The sequence below is a fragment of the Bacillus sp. LL01 genome, assembly GCF_001037965.1.
In genome coordinates this window covers 475,819-492,478 of sequence record NZ_LFEL01000003.1, presented here as the reverse complement: position 1 = coordinate 492,478, position 16,660 = coordinate 475,819, and the positions used below count along the sequence as shown (strand labels likewise).

Annotated in this window: 15 protein-coding genes; 2 read left to right on the top strand and 13 right to left on the bottom strand. The window is 41.8% G+C overall.

What is annotated here, in order from left to right; genetic code table 11:
• Positions 1-3 precede the first annotated feature (3 nt).
• From rsmB to AB685_RS11925, 10 genes are all read right to left on the bottom strand, one after another.
• Positions 4-1,341, bottom strand: a complete 1,338-nt coding sequence (gene rsmB, locus AB685_RS11970; RefSeq protein WP_047970822.1) for a 16S rRNA (cytosine(967)-C(5))-methyltransferase RsmB — start codon at positions 1,339-1,341, stop codon at positions 4-6.
• Between the two features lies 1 nt (position 1,342).
• Positions 1,343-2,287: a methionyl-tRNA formyltransferase gene (fmt, locus tag AB685_RS11965; RefSeq protein WP_047970821.1), complete on the bottom strand. Its 945-nt coding sequence runs from the start codon at positions 2,285-2,287 to the stop codon at positions 1,343-1,345.
• Positions 2,288-2,292: 5 nt separating this feature from the next.
• Positions 2,293-2,772 (bottom strand): peptide deformylase, encoded by a 480-nt coding sequence (gene def, locus AB685_RS11960; protein WP_047970820.1) that lies wholly within the window; start codon positions 2,770-2,772, stop codon positions 2,293-2,295.
• A gap of 18 nt (positions 2,773-2,790) precedes the next feature.
• Complete coding sequence (gene priA, locus AB685_RS11955; RefSeq protein ID WP_047970819.1) at positions 2,791-5,202, bottom strand: primosomal protein N'; 2,412 nt, start codon at positions 5,200-5,202, stop codon at positions 2,791-2,793.
• Positions 5,199-6,407 (bottom strand): bifunctional phosphopantothenoylcysteine decarboxylase/phosphopantothenate--cysteine ligase CoaBC, encoded by a 1,209-nt coding sequence (gene coaBC / locus AB685_RS11950; RefSeq protein ID WP_047970818.1) that lies wholly within the window; start codon positions 6,405-6,407, stop codon positions 5,199-5,201. The genes priA and coaBC overlap by 4 nt, the downstream gene beginning before the upstream one ends.
• A 71-nt stretch (positions 6,408-6,478) precedes the next feature.
• Positions 6,479-6,712 carry a DNA-directed RNA polymerase subunit omega gene (gene rpoZ / locus AB685_RS11945; protein ID WP_010193109.1) on the bottom strand — a complete coding sequence of 78 codons (234 nt, stop codon included), beginning with the start codon at positions 6,710-6,712 and terminating at the stop codon, positions 6,479-6,481.
• A 1-nt stretch (position 6,713) separates the two neighbouring features.
• A complete protein-coding gene (gene gmk / locus AB685_RS11940; RefSeq protein WP_047970817.1) occupies positions 6,714-7,328 on the bottom strand; it encodes a guanylate kinase in 615 nt (204 codons plus the stop codon).
• A 15-nt stretch (positions 7,329-7,343) separates the two neighbouring features.
• On the bottom strand, positions 7,344-7,607 hold the full coding sequence (locus AB685_RS11935) for a DUF370 domain-containing protein (protein ID WP_010193107.1): 264 nt from the start codon (positions 7,605-7,607) through the stop codon (positions 7,344-7,346).
• Positions 7,608-7,667: 60 nt separating this feature from the next.
• Complete coding sequence (locus tag AB685_RS11930; protein ID WP_047970816.1) at positions 7,668-8,543, bottom strand: YicC/YloC family endoribonuclease; 876 nt, start codon at positions 8,541-8,543, stop codon at positions 7,668-7,670.
• Between the two features lie 214 nt (positions 8,544-8,757).
• Positions 8,758-11,445, bottom strand: coding sequence for a calcium-translocating P-type ATPase, SERCA-type (locus tag AB685_RS11925; protein WP_047970815.1), 2,688 nt, complete (start codon positions 11,443-11,445; stop codon positions 8,758-8,760).
• Positions 11,446-11,603: 158 nt separating this feature from the next.
• Here AB685_RS11925 and AB685_RS11920 point away from each other — a divergent pair, with 158 nt between their 5' ends.
• Positions 11,604-13,307 (top strand): NFACT RNA binding domain-containing protein, encoded by a 1,704-nt coding sequence (locus AB685_RS11920; protein ID WP_047970814.1) that lies wholly within the window; start codon positions 11,604-11,606, stop codon positions 13,305-13,307.
• A 44-nt stretch (positions 13,308-13,351) separates the two neighbouring features.
• On the opposite strand, the gene AB685_RS11915 is transcribed toward AB685_RS11920, so the two are convergent.
• Together AB685_RS11915 and AB685_RS11910 are read right to left on the bottom strand one after the other, a co-directional pair.
• Positions 13,352-13,984 (bottom strand): hypothetical protein, encoded by a 633-nt coding sequence (locus AB685_RS11915; RefSeq protein ID WP_047970813.1) that lies wholly within the window; start codon positions 13,982-13,984, stop codon positions 13,352-13,354.
• Complete coding sequence (locus AB685_RS11910; RefSeq protein ID WP_047970812.1) at positions 13,971-14,501, bottom strand: RNA polymerase sigma factor; 531 nt, start codon at positions 14,499-14,501, stop codon at positions 13,971-13,973. Before AB685_RS11910 ends, AB685_RS11915 begins: the two co-directional genes overlap by 14 nt.
• Positions 14,502-14,675: 174 nt before the next feature.
• On the opposite strand from AB685_RS11910, the gene AB685_RS11905 reads away from it, so the two are divergent.
• Positions 14,676-15,437, top strand: coding sequence for a SurA N-terminal domain-containing protein (locus AB685_RS11905; RefSeq protein ID WP_047970811.1), 762 nt, complete (start codon positions 14,676-14,678; stop codon positions 15,435-15,437).
• A 52-nt stretch (positions 15,438-15,489) separates the two neighbouring features.
• Here the strand turns inward: AB685_RS11905 and AB685_RS11900 are convergent, their stop codons facing one another.
• Positions 15,490-16,476: a nuclease-related domain-containing protein gene (locus tag AB685_RS11900; protein ID WP_047970810.1), complete on the bottom strand. Its 987-nt coding sequence runs from the start codon at positions 16,474-16,476 to the stop codon at positions 15,490-15,492.
• Positions 16,477-16,660: the final 184 nt, after the last annotated feature.

The following is a 16,660-nucleotide window of genomic DNA, read 5'->3' as shown; positions in this document are numbered from 1 at the left end:
CTTTTACACCTGCCTTTTTAGTCTAACAATAAAAAATCCATCCGTACCAAAATAGTGAGGCAATAGCTGGAGCATACCTTCTTTAACATAGCTGTTTAGCTTTTCTGGCAGTAAATCTTTTATGTTGAAATCTATTTCAAATTCTTTGTTAGCTTCGAGGAATGCATGAACAACATCTGCATTTTCTTCTTTATCAATTGTACATGTACTATATACCAAAGTTCCACCTTTTTTTACAAGAGGTGCCACTTCCTTTAGTATAGCCAATTGAATGGAAGCTAATTGCTTGATGTCCTGCATGGATTTTGTGTATTTCAAATCTGGCTTTCTGCGGATAACACCGAAGCCGGAGCATGGTGCATCTACAAGCACCTTATCGAATTGTTCCTGTTTGAAAATTTCTTGCGCTTTTCTGCTGTCGAGTGCCTTTGCTTCTATGTTGGATAGCTGAAGGCGATCTGCCTGCTCTTTGATAAGTTTCACTTTGTGGTCATGAAGATCTGTCGATATTACCGTACCCGTTCCTTTCAACAGTTCAGCGATATGGGTAGTTTTTCCTCCAGGGGCTGCACAGCAATCATAGACTATGTCGTCCTTCTCTACTCCGAGCGTTTTTGCAACAAGCATGGAACTCTCATCCTGAATGGTCATATAGCCATTCTTATATGCATTGGAGTATGCCATATTACCTTTCAGAGAAATAATGCTTTCATCTGCAAGGTCTCCCTTTTCCACATTAAAGCCTTGGGTGGTTAGCATCTGCAGCACTTCCTCCACTTCCGCCTTGGCTGTGTTCGCCCGGGCAGATTGATGTGGAGGTACGAGGTTCATTTCACACATTCTTTCCGTATCATGGACACCGTATTGTTCCACCCATTTTTCCACCAACCATTTCGGGTGGCTGGTCGCAATCGAGATTCGCTCAACATCGTTCTCCATTGTCTCAAGATCTGGCACACCATTACGCTGAATCGACCTTAACACTCCGTTTACAACAGATGCCACACCTTTGTGCCCTCTTTTTTTGGCAATTTCGACCGCTTCATAAATAGCGGCACGAGCGGGTACCTTATCCAGGTATAGCATTTGATACAAGGTCATTTTTAGCAGGACTTTAACCCAATCCTGCAGTTTCTTCTGTTTTTCTATATAGGATGTCAGGTAATACTCTATTGTAATGGACCGTTGGATGGTACCATAAACTATCTCAGTGAAAAGTCCTGCATCTTTTTTGCTCAATTTCCCCGAATCAAGATAGTTGTTCAATAATAAGTTACTGTATGCTTGCTTCTTTTCCACATTCAACAACACTTCCAGAGCAAGTTCTCTTACATTTTTCATTTTAGTCTCCTAGCTTTGTGCCTTCTGATAAGGAAGCTCCTGCCCCGTTTAAATATTGCACTCCGGTCATTCTCTTCTTACCTGCAAGCTGCAAATCTGTTATTTTGATACCAGTAGTATTGCCAGTTTTGACGATAAATCCATCATCTTCTATTCCAATGATGGTACCTGGTGCTGCTTCTTTAACAATGTCCATCTTTTCGCCCCACCAGACTTTCATGACCTGACCATCCATTGTTGTATAGGCAACCGGCCATGGATGCATTCCGCGGATATGGTTATAGATTTGCTCCCCATCACCCGTCCAGTCAATCTTCTCCTGCTCACGCTTGATGTTGGAGGCAAACGTGGCTTCTTCATGGTTTTGCACAACAGACTCAAGGTTCTGTTCAAATAGTTGCGGGAGCGTTTCTGAAAGAAGCTCGGAACCGGCCACACTCAACTTATCATGTAATGTTCCGACATGATCACGTTCCTCTATTTTCACTTCCACCTGTGTCAGCATATCACCGGCATCGAGCTTTTCTACCATATACATGATAGTGACACCCGTTTTCTCATGTCCTTGAATGATGGAATAATGAATCGGTGCCCCACCTCTCAGTTTTGGAAGCAAGGATGCATGAACATTGATGCATCCATATTCAGGTGCATCTAGCAGAGGTTTAGGTAAAATCTGTCCAAAAGCAGCGGTAACAATCAAATCGGGCTTCAATGACGTGATTTTCTCATACTCTGAGGGCTCTTTTATTTTTTCAGGCTGATAGACAGGGATATTATGCTTTTCCGCTTCCACTTTCACAGGCGGTGGCGTTAACACCTTTTTCCTACCTTTTGGACGATCAGGCTGGGTTACGACAGCAATTACATCATACCCATCTTGTATAATTCGTTGCAGAACAGGTACCGCAAAGTCCGGTGTTCCCATAAAAACTATTTTCTTCATCTATATCACCCTTCTACTTCCAACTCGTCTTCTTTAAAATATCTCAACACTTTAGACGTGAACAGAACTCCGTTTAGATGGTCGATCTCATGTAGGATGGCACGAGCCAGGAATCCGTGGGCATCCAGTTCGAACCATTTGCCTTTTCGGTTTTGTGCACGTATCTTTACATAATTGGAACGCTTCACTTCCCCGTATAAATCCGGGAAACTCAAACAACCCTCGGGTCCGATCTGCTCGCCTTCTTCTTCCACGATTTCCGGATTAATCAGCTCTATCTTTCCGTGTTTATCATCTACATCCACAATTGCAATTCTTTTTGCTATTCCGATCTGGGGAGCGGCAAGTCCAACTCCGTCTGCCTCAAGCATCGTATCATACATATTGGATAATAATCGCACTAATCTTTTATCAAACGTATGGACAGGCTCACAATTCTGCTCCAGAACCGGTGCCGGGTATTTCACGATATTTAATATAGTCAATCTTAATTCCTCCATCAGTTACATAAGCATATAAGGGTTTAAATCAATATGAACGGCTAGTTTTTCTTGGTCCATTTGTGTTTGGTATTTTTCAATCACTGTTTTTAATGCATCATGCAGGTTTGGTTCTCGTTTATATTTAATAATGCATTGATACCTGTAGCGGTCTTTTATTCTCGCAATTGGTGAAGCAACCGGTCCAAGTATAACAGCCTCTTTGGATAATTGCATGTTTAAGAAATTGGTGATTTTTTCTGTGACCGAAACAACTTTCGTCAATTCCTGATGTGTCACGGTAACAAGCGCCAAAAAGTAAAATGGCGGGTATTGATGCAGTTTTCTTACCTGCATCTCTTTTTGATAGAAGTCCAGGTAATTGTGAGTTCCGGCAAGCTCCACACTGTAATGTTCTGGGCTGTATGTCTGGACAACCACCTCACCAACCAGTTCATGCCTGCCTGCACGACCACTTACTTGTGTAAGCAGTTGAAATGTTTTCTCGGATGAACGGAAATCCGGAATATTGAGCATCGTATCTGCCGTCAACACACCTACAAGTGTTACAAACGGGAAATCCAACCCTTTTGCTATCATCTGTGTCCCAAGAAGGATATCCGCTTTCCGGTCTCCGAATTGTTGTAATAGCCTTTCATGAGATCCTTTTTTGCTTGTGGTATCAACATCCATCCGGATCACTCTTGCTTCCGGAAGAAGCTTTGTCAACTCTTCTTCCACCTTTTGTGTACCTGTTCCAAAAAAGCGAAAATGTTCACTGTCACAGGATGGGCAAGTGGACCTAACAGGTTCTTCATACCCGCAATAATGACACTTCAATTGGTTGCTGCTACGGTGATAGGTCAGTGAAATGTCACAATGCGGACATTCCACCACATATCCACAGTCTCGACACATTACAAAAGAAGAATAACCCCTTTTATTTAAAAACAAAACGGATTGTTCCCCGCGTTCAAGCCTTGTTTGAAGCTTTTCAAGAAGGCTTCTCGAGAACATGGATCTGTTACCTTCCCTCAATTCTTCTCTCATATCGACAATTTCCACTGCCGGCATTCCTTGTTCATTCATTCTTCTATCCATCGTCAGAAGCTTGTACACGCCTTTGGATGCACGGGCGAAGGTTTCCAATGTGGGGGTGGCGCTACCAAGAACAACAGGGCACTCATGATATCTGCCCCTCTCTAAAGCAATGTCACGGGCATGATAACGCGGGGTATCCTCTTGTTTATAGCTTGTTTCATGTTCCTCATCAATGATGATGATTCCTACATTTTCAAATGGAGCAAAGATTGCCGAACGGGCACCTACCACCACTCTTACTTCCTTTCGATGAATCTTTCGCCATTCATCGTATTTCTCTCCCATTCCAAGTCCGCTATGCATAACAGCCACTTCGGAACCAAACCTTGACTTGAATCGATTTACCATCTGAGGGGTCAGGGCGATTTCAGGAACGAGCACGATAGCTTCCTTCCCCTGTTGCAGAACCGCATCAACTGCCTGCATATAGACCTCCGTTTTTCCGCTGCCTGTCACACCGAACATGACAAATGCTTCATGCCTATTTTGTTCGATTGAATCGAGGATTGGAGTGATGGTCTCTTGTTGCTGCTGAGTTAAAGGAAGGGGTTGAGATTGCTCAAATTCTCTGTTTTCATAAGGGTCCCTATATATCTCTTCATCTTTTTCATTAAGAATACCAAGTTTGATTAACGCTTGGACAGCGCTCGTCCCGATCTGCAGCTCTTCTAATAACGATTTTTTATCAATCATCTCTTGCTTTGTTTCAATAAAATAGTCAAGAAGTTTATGCTGTGCTGCCGCACGGACGGCCAGCTTGCCTTTTGCCTCGATCAGAGCCTCTTCTGAAGCTTCCAATCGAATCACTCTTCTCGTTTTCTTGGAAAGCTTATCTTTCACTTCATAATAGACTTCCAAAACATCCTCTTCGATAAGATGCTTGATCGTTTTGAAATGAGCGGTACCTGCCAATTCATCAAATTTAACACGATTGGAGGTTTGAAAGAATAGTTGAAGTTCTGCCGGTATTCCCTCCATATTTCTCGCAATCAACCACTTTTCGTATTTTGCCTTCAAAGCGGCAGGTAGCATTGCCTGATAAGCCGAGATGGTAAAGCACAGAGTATGATCTCTAAGCCAGTTTGCCAGTTGCATAAGTTCCTTTGTAATAATAGGCTGGATATCAATCAAGGAAGTAATGGGCCGTGTTTTCGGCACAGTTGTAGTGTCCTTCACCTCCACCACAAACCCTTGTATCTGCCTTGGTCCAAATGGTACATTGACCCTCATACCGGGTTGTATGAACCCGCTCCATTTTGCAGGAATCTCATAGTCAAATGCCCTGTCCGTCTGTTTGGCAGGAACATCAACAATCACACTAGCGTAATAGGTCATCGTTTTCCCTCAAGATTTGTTGCGACTTCCTCAAGCAGCGCAAATGCCACATCCCTTTTGGACATCATCGGTAAAGAGATGCTTGTGCCGTCTTTTTTATAGATTGTTACGATGTTGGTCTCCGTCCCAAATCCCGCACCTGAAACCGTCACGTTGTTTGCTACCACGTAATCAAGGTTCTTCTTTTCAAGCTTCCCCTTGGCATACTCTTCCACATTATTCGTTTCCGCTGCAAATCCCACGAGTACCTGATGCGTTTTTCTTTCTCCTAGTGTTTGCAGAATGTCTTTGGTCCGTTCCAGTTCCAATACACTTTCTCCGTCCTGTTTTTTCATTTTGGTATCTGACACATGCTTAGGGCGGTAATCGGCAACTGCTGCTGATTTTATGACAACATCAGTCTGTTCATAATAGCCCATCACTGTATCATACATTTCCTGGGCGGATTCCACTCTGACAGTTTTAACACGAGGAGGATCTGGCAGTTGGGTTGGCCCTGACACTAAGGTAACTTCCGCCCCTAGGCTTGCAGCCGCTTCGGCAATGGCATACCCCATCTTGCCAGTGGAACGGTTGGTAAAGAATCGGACAGGATCCACTTTTTCAACGGTCGGTCCTGCCGTTACAAGCACGCGTTTCCCAGCAAAAAGTGCCTCGTCATATTTTTGAAAAAATTGGTTGAGTCCCTCCACAATGGTCTCCGGCTCTTCCAATCGTCCTTTCCCTACATAACCACATGCCAAAAAGCCTTCACCCGGTTCTATAAATCGATAACCAAAAGAAGCAAGGCGGTTCATATTCGTTTTGACGGCAGGATGGTCATACATATGTACATTCATAGCTGGTGCAATCCAAACAGGAGCAGTACTTGCAAGAAGTGTTGTTGTGATCATATCATCCGCCAATCCGTTGGCAAGCTTCCCAATTACGTTTGCCGTTGCCGGTGCAATCAGTACAACATCCGCCCAGTCGGCAAGGTCGATGTGGGAGATGACGGCAGGATTTTTTTCTTCGAATGTATCCGTGAACACTTCATTCCTTGATAAAGCCTGAAAAGATAACGGTGTAACAAATTTACAGGCGGACTGGCTCATGATGACCTTCACCTCAGCACCTTGCTGTACCAGCTTGCTTGTAAGTGCCACTGCTTTGTACACGGCGATTCCACCGGTTACACATAATAGGACTTTCTTGTTTTTCAGCATTCCACTACCCCCGTCCCAGAATCTTAATTTTTTTCTTAAAAAAATAACAACCTATCTCTAGGTTGTTATTTTTACTTGTGATTAAGAATGCCTTCGCTTCTTTCTGCTGTTTTGATTGTTTTGGCAGATAGCAGACCAGCGTCAATTTCTTCAAGGGCTTTTCCAACAAACTTATAGGAAACAGTTTTTTCGATCATTTGGTCATTTACTTGCTGAAGTTCACGTGCACGTCTTGCAGAAACGGTTACAAGCGTATATTTTGAATCTAATTTTTGCATTAGTGAATCAATGGATGGGTATAGCATATTATTCAGCCTCCAGCATTTGCTTATATTTTTCACGCAATCTAGTTCGTTTACAATGTTCCGCTTGTACAATTGCTTTAATTCTATCACAAGCAAGATCCACTTGATCATTTTCCACCACATAATCGTAAGCGTCCATCATTTCGATTTCTTCTTTTGCAACAGTCATACGGTTATTGATCAAGTCTTGTGTTTCTGTTCCTCTTGTTGTAATGCGGTTCTTAAGTTCGGATAAACTTGGCGGCATTAGGAAAATGAAGACACCTTCTGGGAATTTGCTTTTCACTTGAATGGCACCCTGTACTTCAATCTCAAGGAAAACGTCCTTTCCTTCTGCTAAACATTGTTCCACATAATCAACAGGAGTCCCGTAATAGTTTCCTACATATTCTGCCCACTCGATGAACTTGTCTTTTTCTATTAACTGTTCAAATACTTCTCTTGATTTAAAGAAGTAATCCGTTCCATCCACTTCCCCTTCACGCGGGTTACGTGTCGTCATGGATATGGAATAGTGCAAACTGACATCTTCTTTTGAAAATAACGCTTTTCTGACTGTTCCTTTTCCAACCCCTGAAGGTCCGGAAAGGACGATCAATAATCCTCTATCTCTCATTATAATAACAAATACCTACCCTTCATCAGACATATCATCTTTATTTACCAGGCGTTGTGCAACAGTTTCCGGCTGCACAGCTGATAAGATAACATGATCGCTATCCATTATTAGTACTGCTCTAGTTCGTCTTCCATAAGTTGCATCTATTAGCATTCCCTGATCTCTTGCATCTTGGATGATCCGTTTGATTGGAGCTGACTCAGGACTAACAATAGATATAATACGGTTTGCCGATACGATATTACCAAAGCCAATATTTATTAACTTTATACTCATGGTTCCCACCTCTAGTTACAAACTCTATTCTAACCGTGTTTTTTGGTTAGTAATCAACGATTATTCAATGTTTTGCACCTGTTCTTTAATTTTTTCCAGACAAGCTTTCATTTCGACTACAAGATTTGCAATCTTTGCGTCATTAGCCTTGGAACCTATGGTATTAACTTCCCTGTTCAATTCCTGTGCAAGAAAATCAAGTTTTCTGCCCACCGGAGTTGCCGATTGCAGGGACTGTGTGAATTGACCAAGATGACTGTTAATTCTCTTTAGTTCTTCATTAATGTCAGCCTTATCTGCAAAAATAGCGGCTTCTCCCAAGATACGTTGTTCATCGATCTGGGAACCGAGATATTCCTTCATCTTTTTTTCCAATCGAAAACGATACGCTTCCACAACACTTGGAGCTAACAGCTTAAGCTGCTCCGCCATATTCTCGATAGATGTTAGATGGCTGATAATATCCTCTTTTAGCTGATCCCCTTCAAGTGTCCGCATGGAAACCAATTGTTCTACCGCTGAATGTACCAGTTCCAGCAACGTTTTCTCAATCGTTTCCATTCCAGTAAGTGTTTCCCTTGAGGTGAACACATTCTCTAATTTAAGTATATCACTAATCTCAATGGAACCGGAAATTTGGTATCTATCTTTCACCTTATGTACTGAATCTATGTATGATGAGAGAAGCTCCCAATCCACATTTAATTGCTTATCCTTGACGTCTTGGCCCTCAATCGTGATGAATAACTCTATTCTTCCTCTATGCAAATGAGAGCTTACGACCTTTTTCATCTTCTCTTCGATTGCTAAGAACTGCTTAGGCATCCTGATATTAATTTCACAAAAGCGATGGTTGATAGATTTCATCTCTACAAGGACATGATATGCACCTTGTTTTGCTTCCGCGCGACCAAAGCCTGTCATACTTTTCACCATATTACACTCACATCCGATCCTTAAGTAAGAAAAAGCCCTCAATTAAAGCCTAAAAAAGAGCCGGAAATTGGCTGTTTTTGATGCTAAGCAACCACTATATTAGCATTATTTCCCCTAATTTGAAAGCTATTTTTACAGAAATTCGCTGGGCTTCTGTAAGGGTGGCTACAAAAGAAGAAAAGGCAATAGAGAACTTCTCTACTACCTACATAAATTATACCATATTCTTTTTGGCTTTTCCTGTAAAAAGAGTACCCACCAACAAAAAGGTTGGTAAAGCTGCCATACCCATTATCAACAGCCACTCTTTAGGCTCGAGTGCCACTGTATGGAAAATCCCCTGCAGCGGTGGATAATAAATGACGATCAACATTAGAATGATACTAGAGATGACCGCTCCAACAAGATACATGTTTTGAAACGGATTTCGGTGAAAGATGGACCTCTCACTTCTGCAATCGAATACATGAATGAGCTGCGCCATGACAAGTGTTGCAAAAGCTACAGTCTGAGCATAAACCAGATTGTCCGGATGCTGTTTGTAGACAATGATGAACGCAATCAGTGTAGCAAGCCCTATCAGGAATCCTCTAGAAACAATCTTCCACCAAAGACCTCTGGCAAAGACGCCTTCTTTGGGATGCCTAGGCTTCCTCTTCATCACATCCCCCTCCGCTTGGTCGAGCCCAAGCGCCATCGCCGGCAGTCCATCTGTGACTAGGTTTACCCAAAGAATCTGAATCGGTACTAATGGAAGAGGTAGGGCCAATAACATGGCGAACAGCATAACAAGAATCTCCCCGACATTCGAAGCCAGCAAATATCGGATGAACTTTCTAATATTTTCATAGATATTGCGGCCTTCCTTGATGGCGGACTTGATAGTGGCAAAGTTATCATCAAGCAAAACAAGCGAAGATGCTTCTTTGGCAACGTCTGTCCCTGTAATTCCCATGGCAATACCGATATCGGATGCTTTAATGGCTGGAGCGTCGTTCACCCCATCCCCGGTCATCGCTACAATATGCCCTTTTTTCTTTAGCGCTTTTACAATCGAGAGTTTATGCTGAGGAGATACCCTTGCGAATACGTAGACGTCATCGACCATCTCTTCAAGTTCTGCCTGTGACATCGTCTGAAGCGCCTTTCCTTCGAGAACCTTTCCCCCCATAGGAAGAATGCCTATTTCCGTTGCAATCGCTTTTGCTGTCACAATGTGATCTCCTGTAATCATGACCGTTTTTATGCCGGCCTCCTTACATTCGCGAACAGCCTGTTTGACTTCCGGACGCGGCGGATCAATCATTCCTTGCAGACCGATAAAAACAAGTTCCTTTTCAATTTCTCTTTCCAACATTCCATCATGAAAATTGGAAATCGGTTTAAAGGCAACCGCTATATTCCTTAAAGCCTGCGAAGCCAGCTTATGGACCATCTCTTTTACAACTTTTTCATATTTAGCAGAGAATAACTCTCTTTTTCCTTCCCATAAAAGCGATTCACTTACATTAGTAATTACGTCAGGTGCTCCCTTCGTGATGACGAACATTTTTCCCCGCTTGTCTTTTACTACAACACTCATCATTTTTCGTTCCGAATCGAAAGGATATTCCTTAACAAGTTGAAACTCACTTAACAGATTTTCACGGGTAAAACCTGCCTTCATCGCCGCTACCGCTAGAGCGCCTTCCGTAGGGTCTCCATCAAGTATATAATGCTTATTTTTCTTAATGATATTTGCATGGTTACATAAAAGACCGAAAGTCAGAAGCTGATGCAGTGATTTATTTTCACTTAAGCTCTCCGTTCCCTCTGTTAAGAACTCCCCTTTTGGTTCATAACCGTTTCCCGTCACATTCCATGTGGTCCCTCCCGACCATACATGCGTGACTGTCATTTTATTCTGAGTAAGTGTTCCCGTTTTATCAGAACAGATGACAGAAGCACAACCTAGTGTTTCCACTGCAGGAAGCTTTCTCACAATGGATTTCTGCTTGATCATACGCTGAACTCCTAGTGACAGGGCAACTGTTACAATTGCCGGCAAGCCTTCCGGAATGGCTGCTACCGCCAAGGAAACACCGGCCAAAAACATATCATATAGGCTGTGCCCTTGAATAACACCAACAACAACCACAAGCATAGTCAAAATTAAGGCAACCGTAATCAGTATTTTCCCAAGCTGCTCCAGTTTCCTTTGCAGAGGGGTAATTGTTGTCTCGGCGGATTGGAGCAGATCTGCAATCTGACCCATAGCGGTGTTCATGCCTGTAGCCACCACCACACCCACACCTGTCCCGCGTGTCACAAGTGTCCCCATAAAGGCCATGTTTACCTGATCACCAATGGAAACATCTGACCCGTGAACCGGTTTATCACTTTTTACGGCTGGAACGGATTCACCTGTTAAAGCGGACTCTTCTATCTCCAAAGAACTGGCCTGTACAATCCGGAGATCTGCTCCGATCCGATCACCACTGCCAAACTTGATGATATCCCCTACCACTACTTCCCTTGAAGCCACCTTACGCCATTCCTTCTCCCTGAGCACCGTTACCTGAGGTGCGGAAAGCTCCTTCAATGCCTGCAGGGATCTTTCCGCCTTCCTCTCTTGGAAGAAACCTAGGAATGCGTTGATGATGACAATTGCGATGATAGCAACCGCATCAATGTATTCGCCAAGTAATCCTGAAATTAATGTTGCTACAAGAAGTACCACCACCATGAAATCTTTGAACTGCTCTAAAAACACTAAAAAGGCGTTTGGCTTATCCGCCTCTTGAAGTTCATTCGTCCCATACTGCAACAGACGATTTTTCGCTTCATTTTCACTCAACCCGGCTTCCACATCAGAATTAATCTGTTCTTCGACTTCTTCTGCTCTCATTTCATGCCATTTCATCTGTCTCACCTCACAACCTTTGCACAAAATCTATCTAAGAAAGTCTATTCGGACTCGTCCAAAAAAATGATATACTTTTTGGGTGTTTCATAGTTCATTAAGCTATAATGAGGAAAAGAAACGTTTTGAGTTCATGAACAGAAGGGAAGTTTACATATATGAGTTTCGACGGTATTTTTACTTACGCAATGACCGCAGAGCTGAAAGATAAGCTTGAAAGCGGGAGAATTACGAAGATTTATCAACCATACAAAAACGAACTTATTTTGACCATCCGCTCGGGTAGAACCAATCATAAACTATTAATTAGTGCGCACCCGAGTTATGCAAGAATGCACCTGACTGAGGAATCCTATGATAACCCATCGGAGCCTCCGATGTTCTGCATGCTTCTCCGCAAGCATCTTGAGGGCAGTATCATCACAAATATTCATCAGATTGAAATGGACCGAATTATTGTTTTAGATGTTAAAGCACGTAACGAAATTGGGGATGTTTCTTACAAACAGTTGATAGTGGAAATTATGGGGCGCCATTCCAATATCATCTTTGTTGATAAAGAAAAGCAGATGATTCTAGACAGCATCAAACATGTCCCAATGGCACAGAACAGACATAGAAGTCTTACTCCCGGACAAACTTATGTCCTCCCACCAGCTCAGGACAAAATCAATCCACTTGAAGCAACAGAAGAAACGGTGCAACAGAAATTGGACTTTATAGGCGGAAAGCTCGACAAGCAGCTAGTGAACACTTTTGCCGGGGTTTCACCTTTATTTGCCAAGGAAGCTGTCCATTTAGCAGGACTGGCTAATCGGGACTCCCTACCCAAAAGCTTCATCGGTTTAGTCGATAAAATAAAAAATGGAGATATCTCGCCACAAATCATTTCAAAAGACAACAAAGAAGTCTTCTATTTACTCGATCTGCATCACCTTAAAGGAGAAAGCAAACTTTACTCTTCCCTTAGCGAGACCCTTGACCGTTTTTATTTCGGAAAAGCCTCAAGAGACAGGGTAAAACAGCAGGCCAATGATTTGGAACGCTTTATCACCAATGAAATCCAGAAAAATGAAAAGAAGATTTTGAAGCTTGAGCAAACTCTGGTTGATGCAAGAGACGCGGAGAAGTATCAATTGTTTGGTGAGCTCCTTACTGCAAATCTTTATCAGATTTCGAGGGGGGATACCGAGGTGACCGTAGTGAACTATTATGATGAAGATGGAGGAACCATCTCCATTGCACTCGACCCTCAGCGTTCACCTTCAAGTAATGCTCAGCGTTACTTCAACAAGTACCAGAAAGCAAAAAACTCCCTGGCTATCGTGCAAGAGCAGATTGAAAAGGCGAAGGCAGAAATCCAGTATTTCGAAATGCTGAACCAGCAGGTAGAAACTGCCTCCCCGAAGGACATCCAGGAAATCCGCGAGGAACTGATGGAAGAAGGCTACCTTCGCATGAAGCAGAAGCGCAAGAAGGTCAAGCCGCAAAAACCTGTTCTTGAAAACTATTTGGCTAGTGATGGAACGGAGATTCTTGTCGGCAAAAACAACAAGCAGAACGACCACCTGACCAACCGGATTGCACGTCGCGATGATGTATGGCTCCACACTAAGGACATTCCCGGATCCCATGTTGTCATCAGAGATTCTGAGCCCTCAGAGGACACAATCAAAGAAGCGGCCACCATCGCGGCCTACTTCAGCAAAGCACGACAATCAAGCTCTGTGCCTGTCGACTTCACCAAAGTTAGGCACGTTAAAAAACCTTCCGGATCAAAACCTGGCTTTGTTATTTATGAACAACAACAGACCGTTTACGTGACACCGGACGAAGAGTTGATAATCGGACTGAAGAAGTGATAGGAAAGCACCTGCTCTAAGGGATGGAGCAGGTGCTTTTTGAATTATCGTAAATTATTTTGAAAGCTTTCAAGAATCACTGATGCCTCTTGTTCCAATTCGTGATCTACATCAGGAACGATGATTTGCATATATGCAAAAGGTTCCCCATCCTCCCTACTCATTATAAAATGCTGAATCTGAAATACATCCAATGATTTTACATGTTCCCGAATAAGAGTGGTGGCATAGGTAAATCCTTTCAACTCCCGTTCTTCCATGACCTTCATCCGGTCAATCTCTGCATCGCATTGATTTTCACAATAACCTAGTTTTCCTACAACCTTTCCATTCCCATCTAGGATATACCATTTGTCCATTTGATCTTGGCTTAGCCGTAAATTCAATTCTTCCAATACAGGTATTTGGGGAGTTGGATATGCTCCACCGGAAGTATAACTATTTTGATTCGTATTTACAGTGACCAGAAAGTAACCTCCCACCAAAAACGCCATTACTAATAGAAGAACAGAAAGAATTGGGGCAGCATGGAAGTTGGACCACAAGGTTTTCTTCTTTTTAGACATGTTAACCTGCAAAGTATCAAGAACTGTTTGTTTTTCTTCCGGTTCCAAACGGATGGATTGAAAACTTTTGTAAACATCCTCCCATTCATTCTCTTTATTAGACATTTTCATGTATATACCCCTCCTTTTCCAACTGTTTTTTTAACGCCAGTTGAGCCCGAAAAAGAGTCGTTTTCACTTTTGCCTCTGACCAATCAAGTACTTCCGCTGTTTCTTGAATAGACATCTCTTTTAGTTTCCGCAACACAATTACCTCTTTATAGGAGTGCTTCAGCTTTCTCAAAGCCTCATATAAATGCACTTCCATTTCCCCCAGTTCCAATATCTTCTGCGGACTCTTTCCATTATCTACCGTCAGAAGGTTCCATTCACTCAGAAAGAAAGAAACAGGCCTACTCCTCCTTTGATAATCAATCGTTACACTTCGTGCAATCCGATATAACCAATTCTTCACACTCACTTTACCCTGATATTGCTCCAAACTAAAATAGGATTTCAAAAACGTATCATGCATAAGGTCTTTCGCCAATTCCTGATCTCCGGTAAGCATGACGATAAATCGGTAAATTTCATCGCTATGTATGTTGTACCACTCTTGAATTTTCTGATTGGCAAATTCTTCGTCCATCCCGTCCCCTCCTTTTTCATGTATTAAAGACGAAGAAAATGCAAATAAGTTACAACAAAATTTTATATTTTCAGGTTTATTTTTACAAAATAAAGGGTAATTATTTGCTTCCTCATAAAAACCATGTTTAAATGGAAAAATAGTTTTAAATGTTTTACAAATGGAGGTTACAACATGAAAAAGAAATTGACGTTTTTTTTGGTAGCAATGCTAACAGCTGTTCTATTGACAGCATGTGGTTCAAATGGAAACAATGCTGCTAAAGAAGAAAATGGAAACAAAGAGGCGAAAAAACAAGGACAAGAACAGGAGACTCCTGAAGTAGAAGAAGTTGATCCCGAAAAAGTAGTAGCAAAAGTGAACGGAACTGAAATTAAAGGTCAAGAATACAACAACATGCTTCAACAAACACAAATGATGATGATGCAATTTGGTCAAGGCGGAGATGCTAAGGCAATGAAAGACCAAACGTTGAATACCTTGATCGACCAAGAAATCCTTTCTCAAGAAGTGGCAGACAAAGGTTATGAAGCAAGTGAAAAAGAGATCGAAGACTACATCAATGAAATTAAAGCAGGTTATGAAAGCGAAGAAAAATTCGAAGAGGCACTTGAAGCAAGCCCTCTTACAATGGATACACTGAAAGCACAGATTTCTGAAGAGTTGGCACTTCAAAAGTACATGGAAAAAGAATTCCCTGATACAAAAGTGTCGGACGAGCAAGTAAAAGAATACTACAACCAAGCTAAAGAACAAAGTGAAGCTCAACAAGCTGAAGCTCCAGAAGGTGAAGAAGCTCCAGAAAGCGAATTCCCTGAATTTGCTGAAGTGGAAGAGCAGATCCGTGGACAATTAGAAGAAGAAGAAATTCAAAAGAAATTGCAAGCACTAGTGGAAGATCTTAAGAAAAACAGTGAAATTGAGAAAATGATCTAAATTTTGCTTAGATTACGTGTCGCACCTCTGTTTGATAAGGGGTGCGTTTTTGTTATGTGACAAAAAGATTCTTCAAACTATATTCTGTTTTAACTGATGCTCCCCTTTTTTCCAGTCCTAATTCTTTGATGATTTTCCTGGCAGAACGCACATTATCTATATATAGAAACCTGCACATCTCCCTAATGGTGATGCATGGACTTATCAACAATGAATGATCAATTAACGTCTGAATATGAGCATCATTTGAACTATGTTTACAATAAAGGCACATCCACCGTCTCGGTAGTCTTTCCATAGCTATCCTATTACATTGAGGACACTCAACCCCAGTAATTATTTCGGTTGGGTTGATATTGTAATCTTCTAGAATATCTTCATTCTTGGGAACAAGGTTTCGGGAGATTAGAGAGAATATATCTTGAGAGGAATGACTACTGGAGTGATTTGGCTGATGATTGGCAATAATACTCTCGATTTTGAAAGGTAATGCGGGATTTTTGTATACATATTCCTGTACTAAATCAGGGTTGGACAGAACTTTAACAATTGCATTTTGGTTTGTGAGCACGACAAAACAATATCCCGGATATCCTTCAACCTCGTAATGTAAAAGCCATCTCTTCAATTGGTTATACTGCATTTTCACTTGCAAAATTGGATCCTGTCTGGATATTTCATTGCTTTCCACCTCTTTCTTAATCTGAATCAGCTGATGATAATCAGGGTCAAAAAGAAGCGTGCCAGTTAAATGCTTTGTTTCTAGTATTATAAAAAATGAAGGGAACAGTAGAAGAGTATCTATTTGAAAGTGGTAATTGTTGAGGGATAACCTTACATCTTTAATTGTTTGGTATTTTGGATTTCCATTGATTTGGGCTAAATAATAATCTATTGAACTTTCCCCATAATCACCTGAACGTTTTTTGCCCAAGTCACTTTCCACTTGCCTATACTTCTCATGTTTGGGCGAAAGCCTTTTTAATAAAGCAACAAGCTTACGTTGTAACATTGATTGTCCGTTTTTTGTTTTAACCAATTTATCACACCCCTCTTATTCTTTCCATAATGCATATTACGACATTTATTTCCGGGATTCCTGCTTTTTTGGATTATTTCTCCGATGATTATTTTCTTGGGGGTAATTGTATCTTTTTGGGCATTCTACCTTTAAAGTTCCATCTCCTACATTTCAGCGGAGGTTTCCTACATTTCCCAAGCTC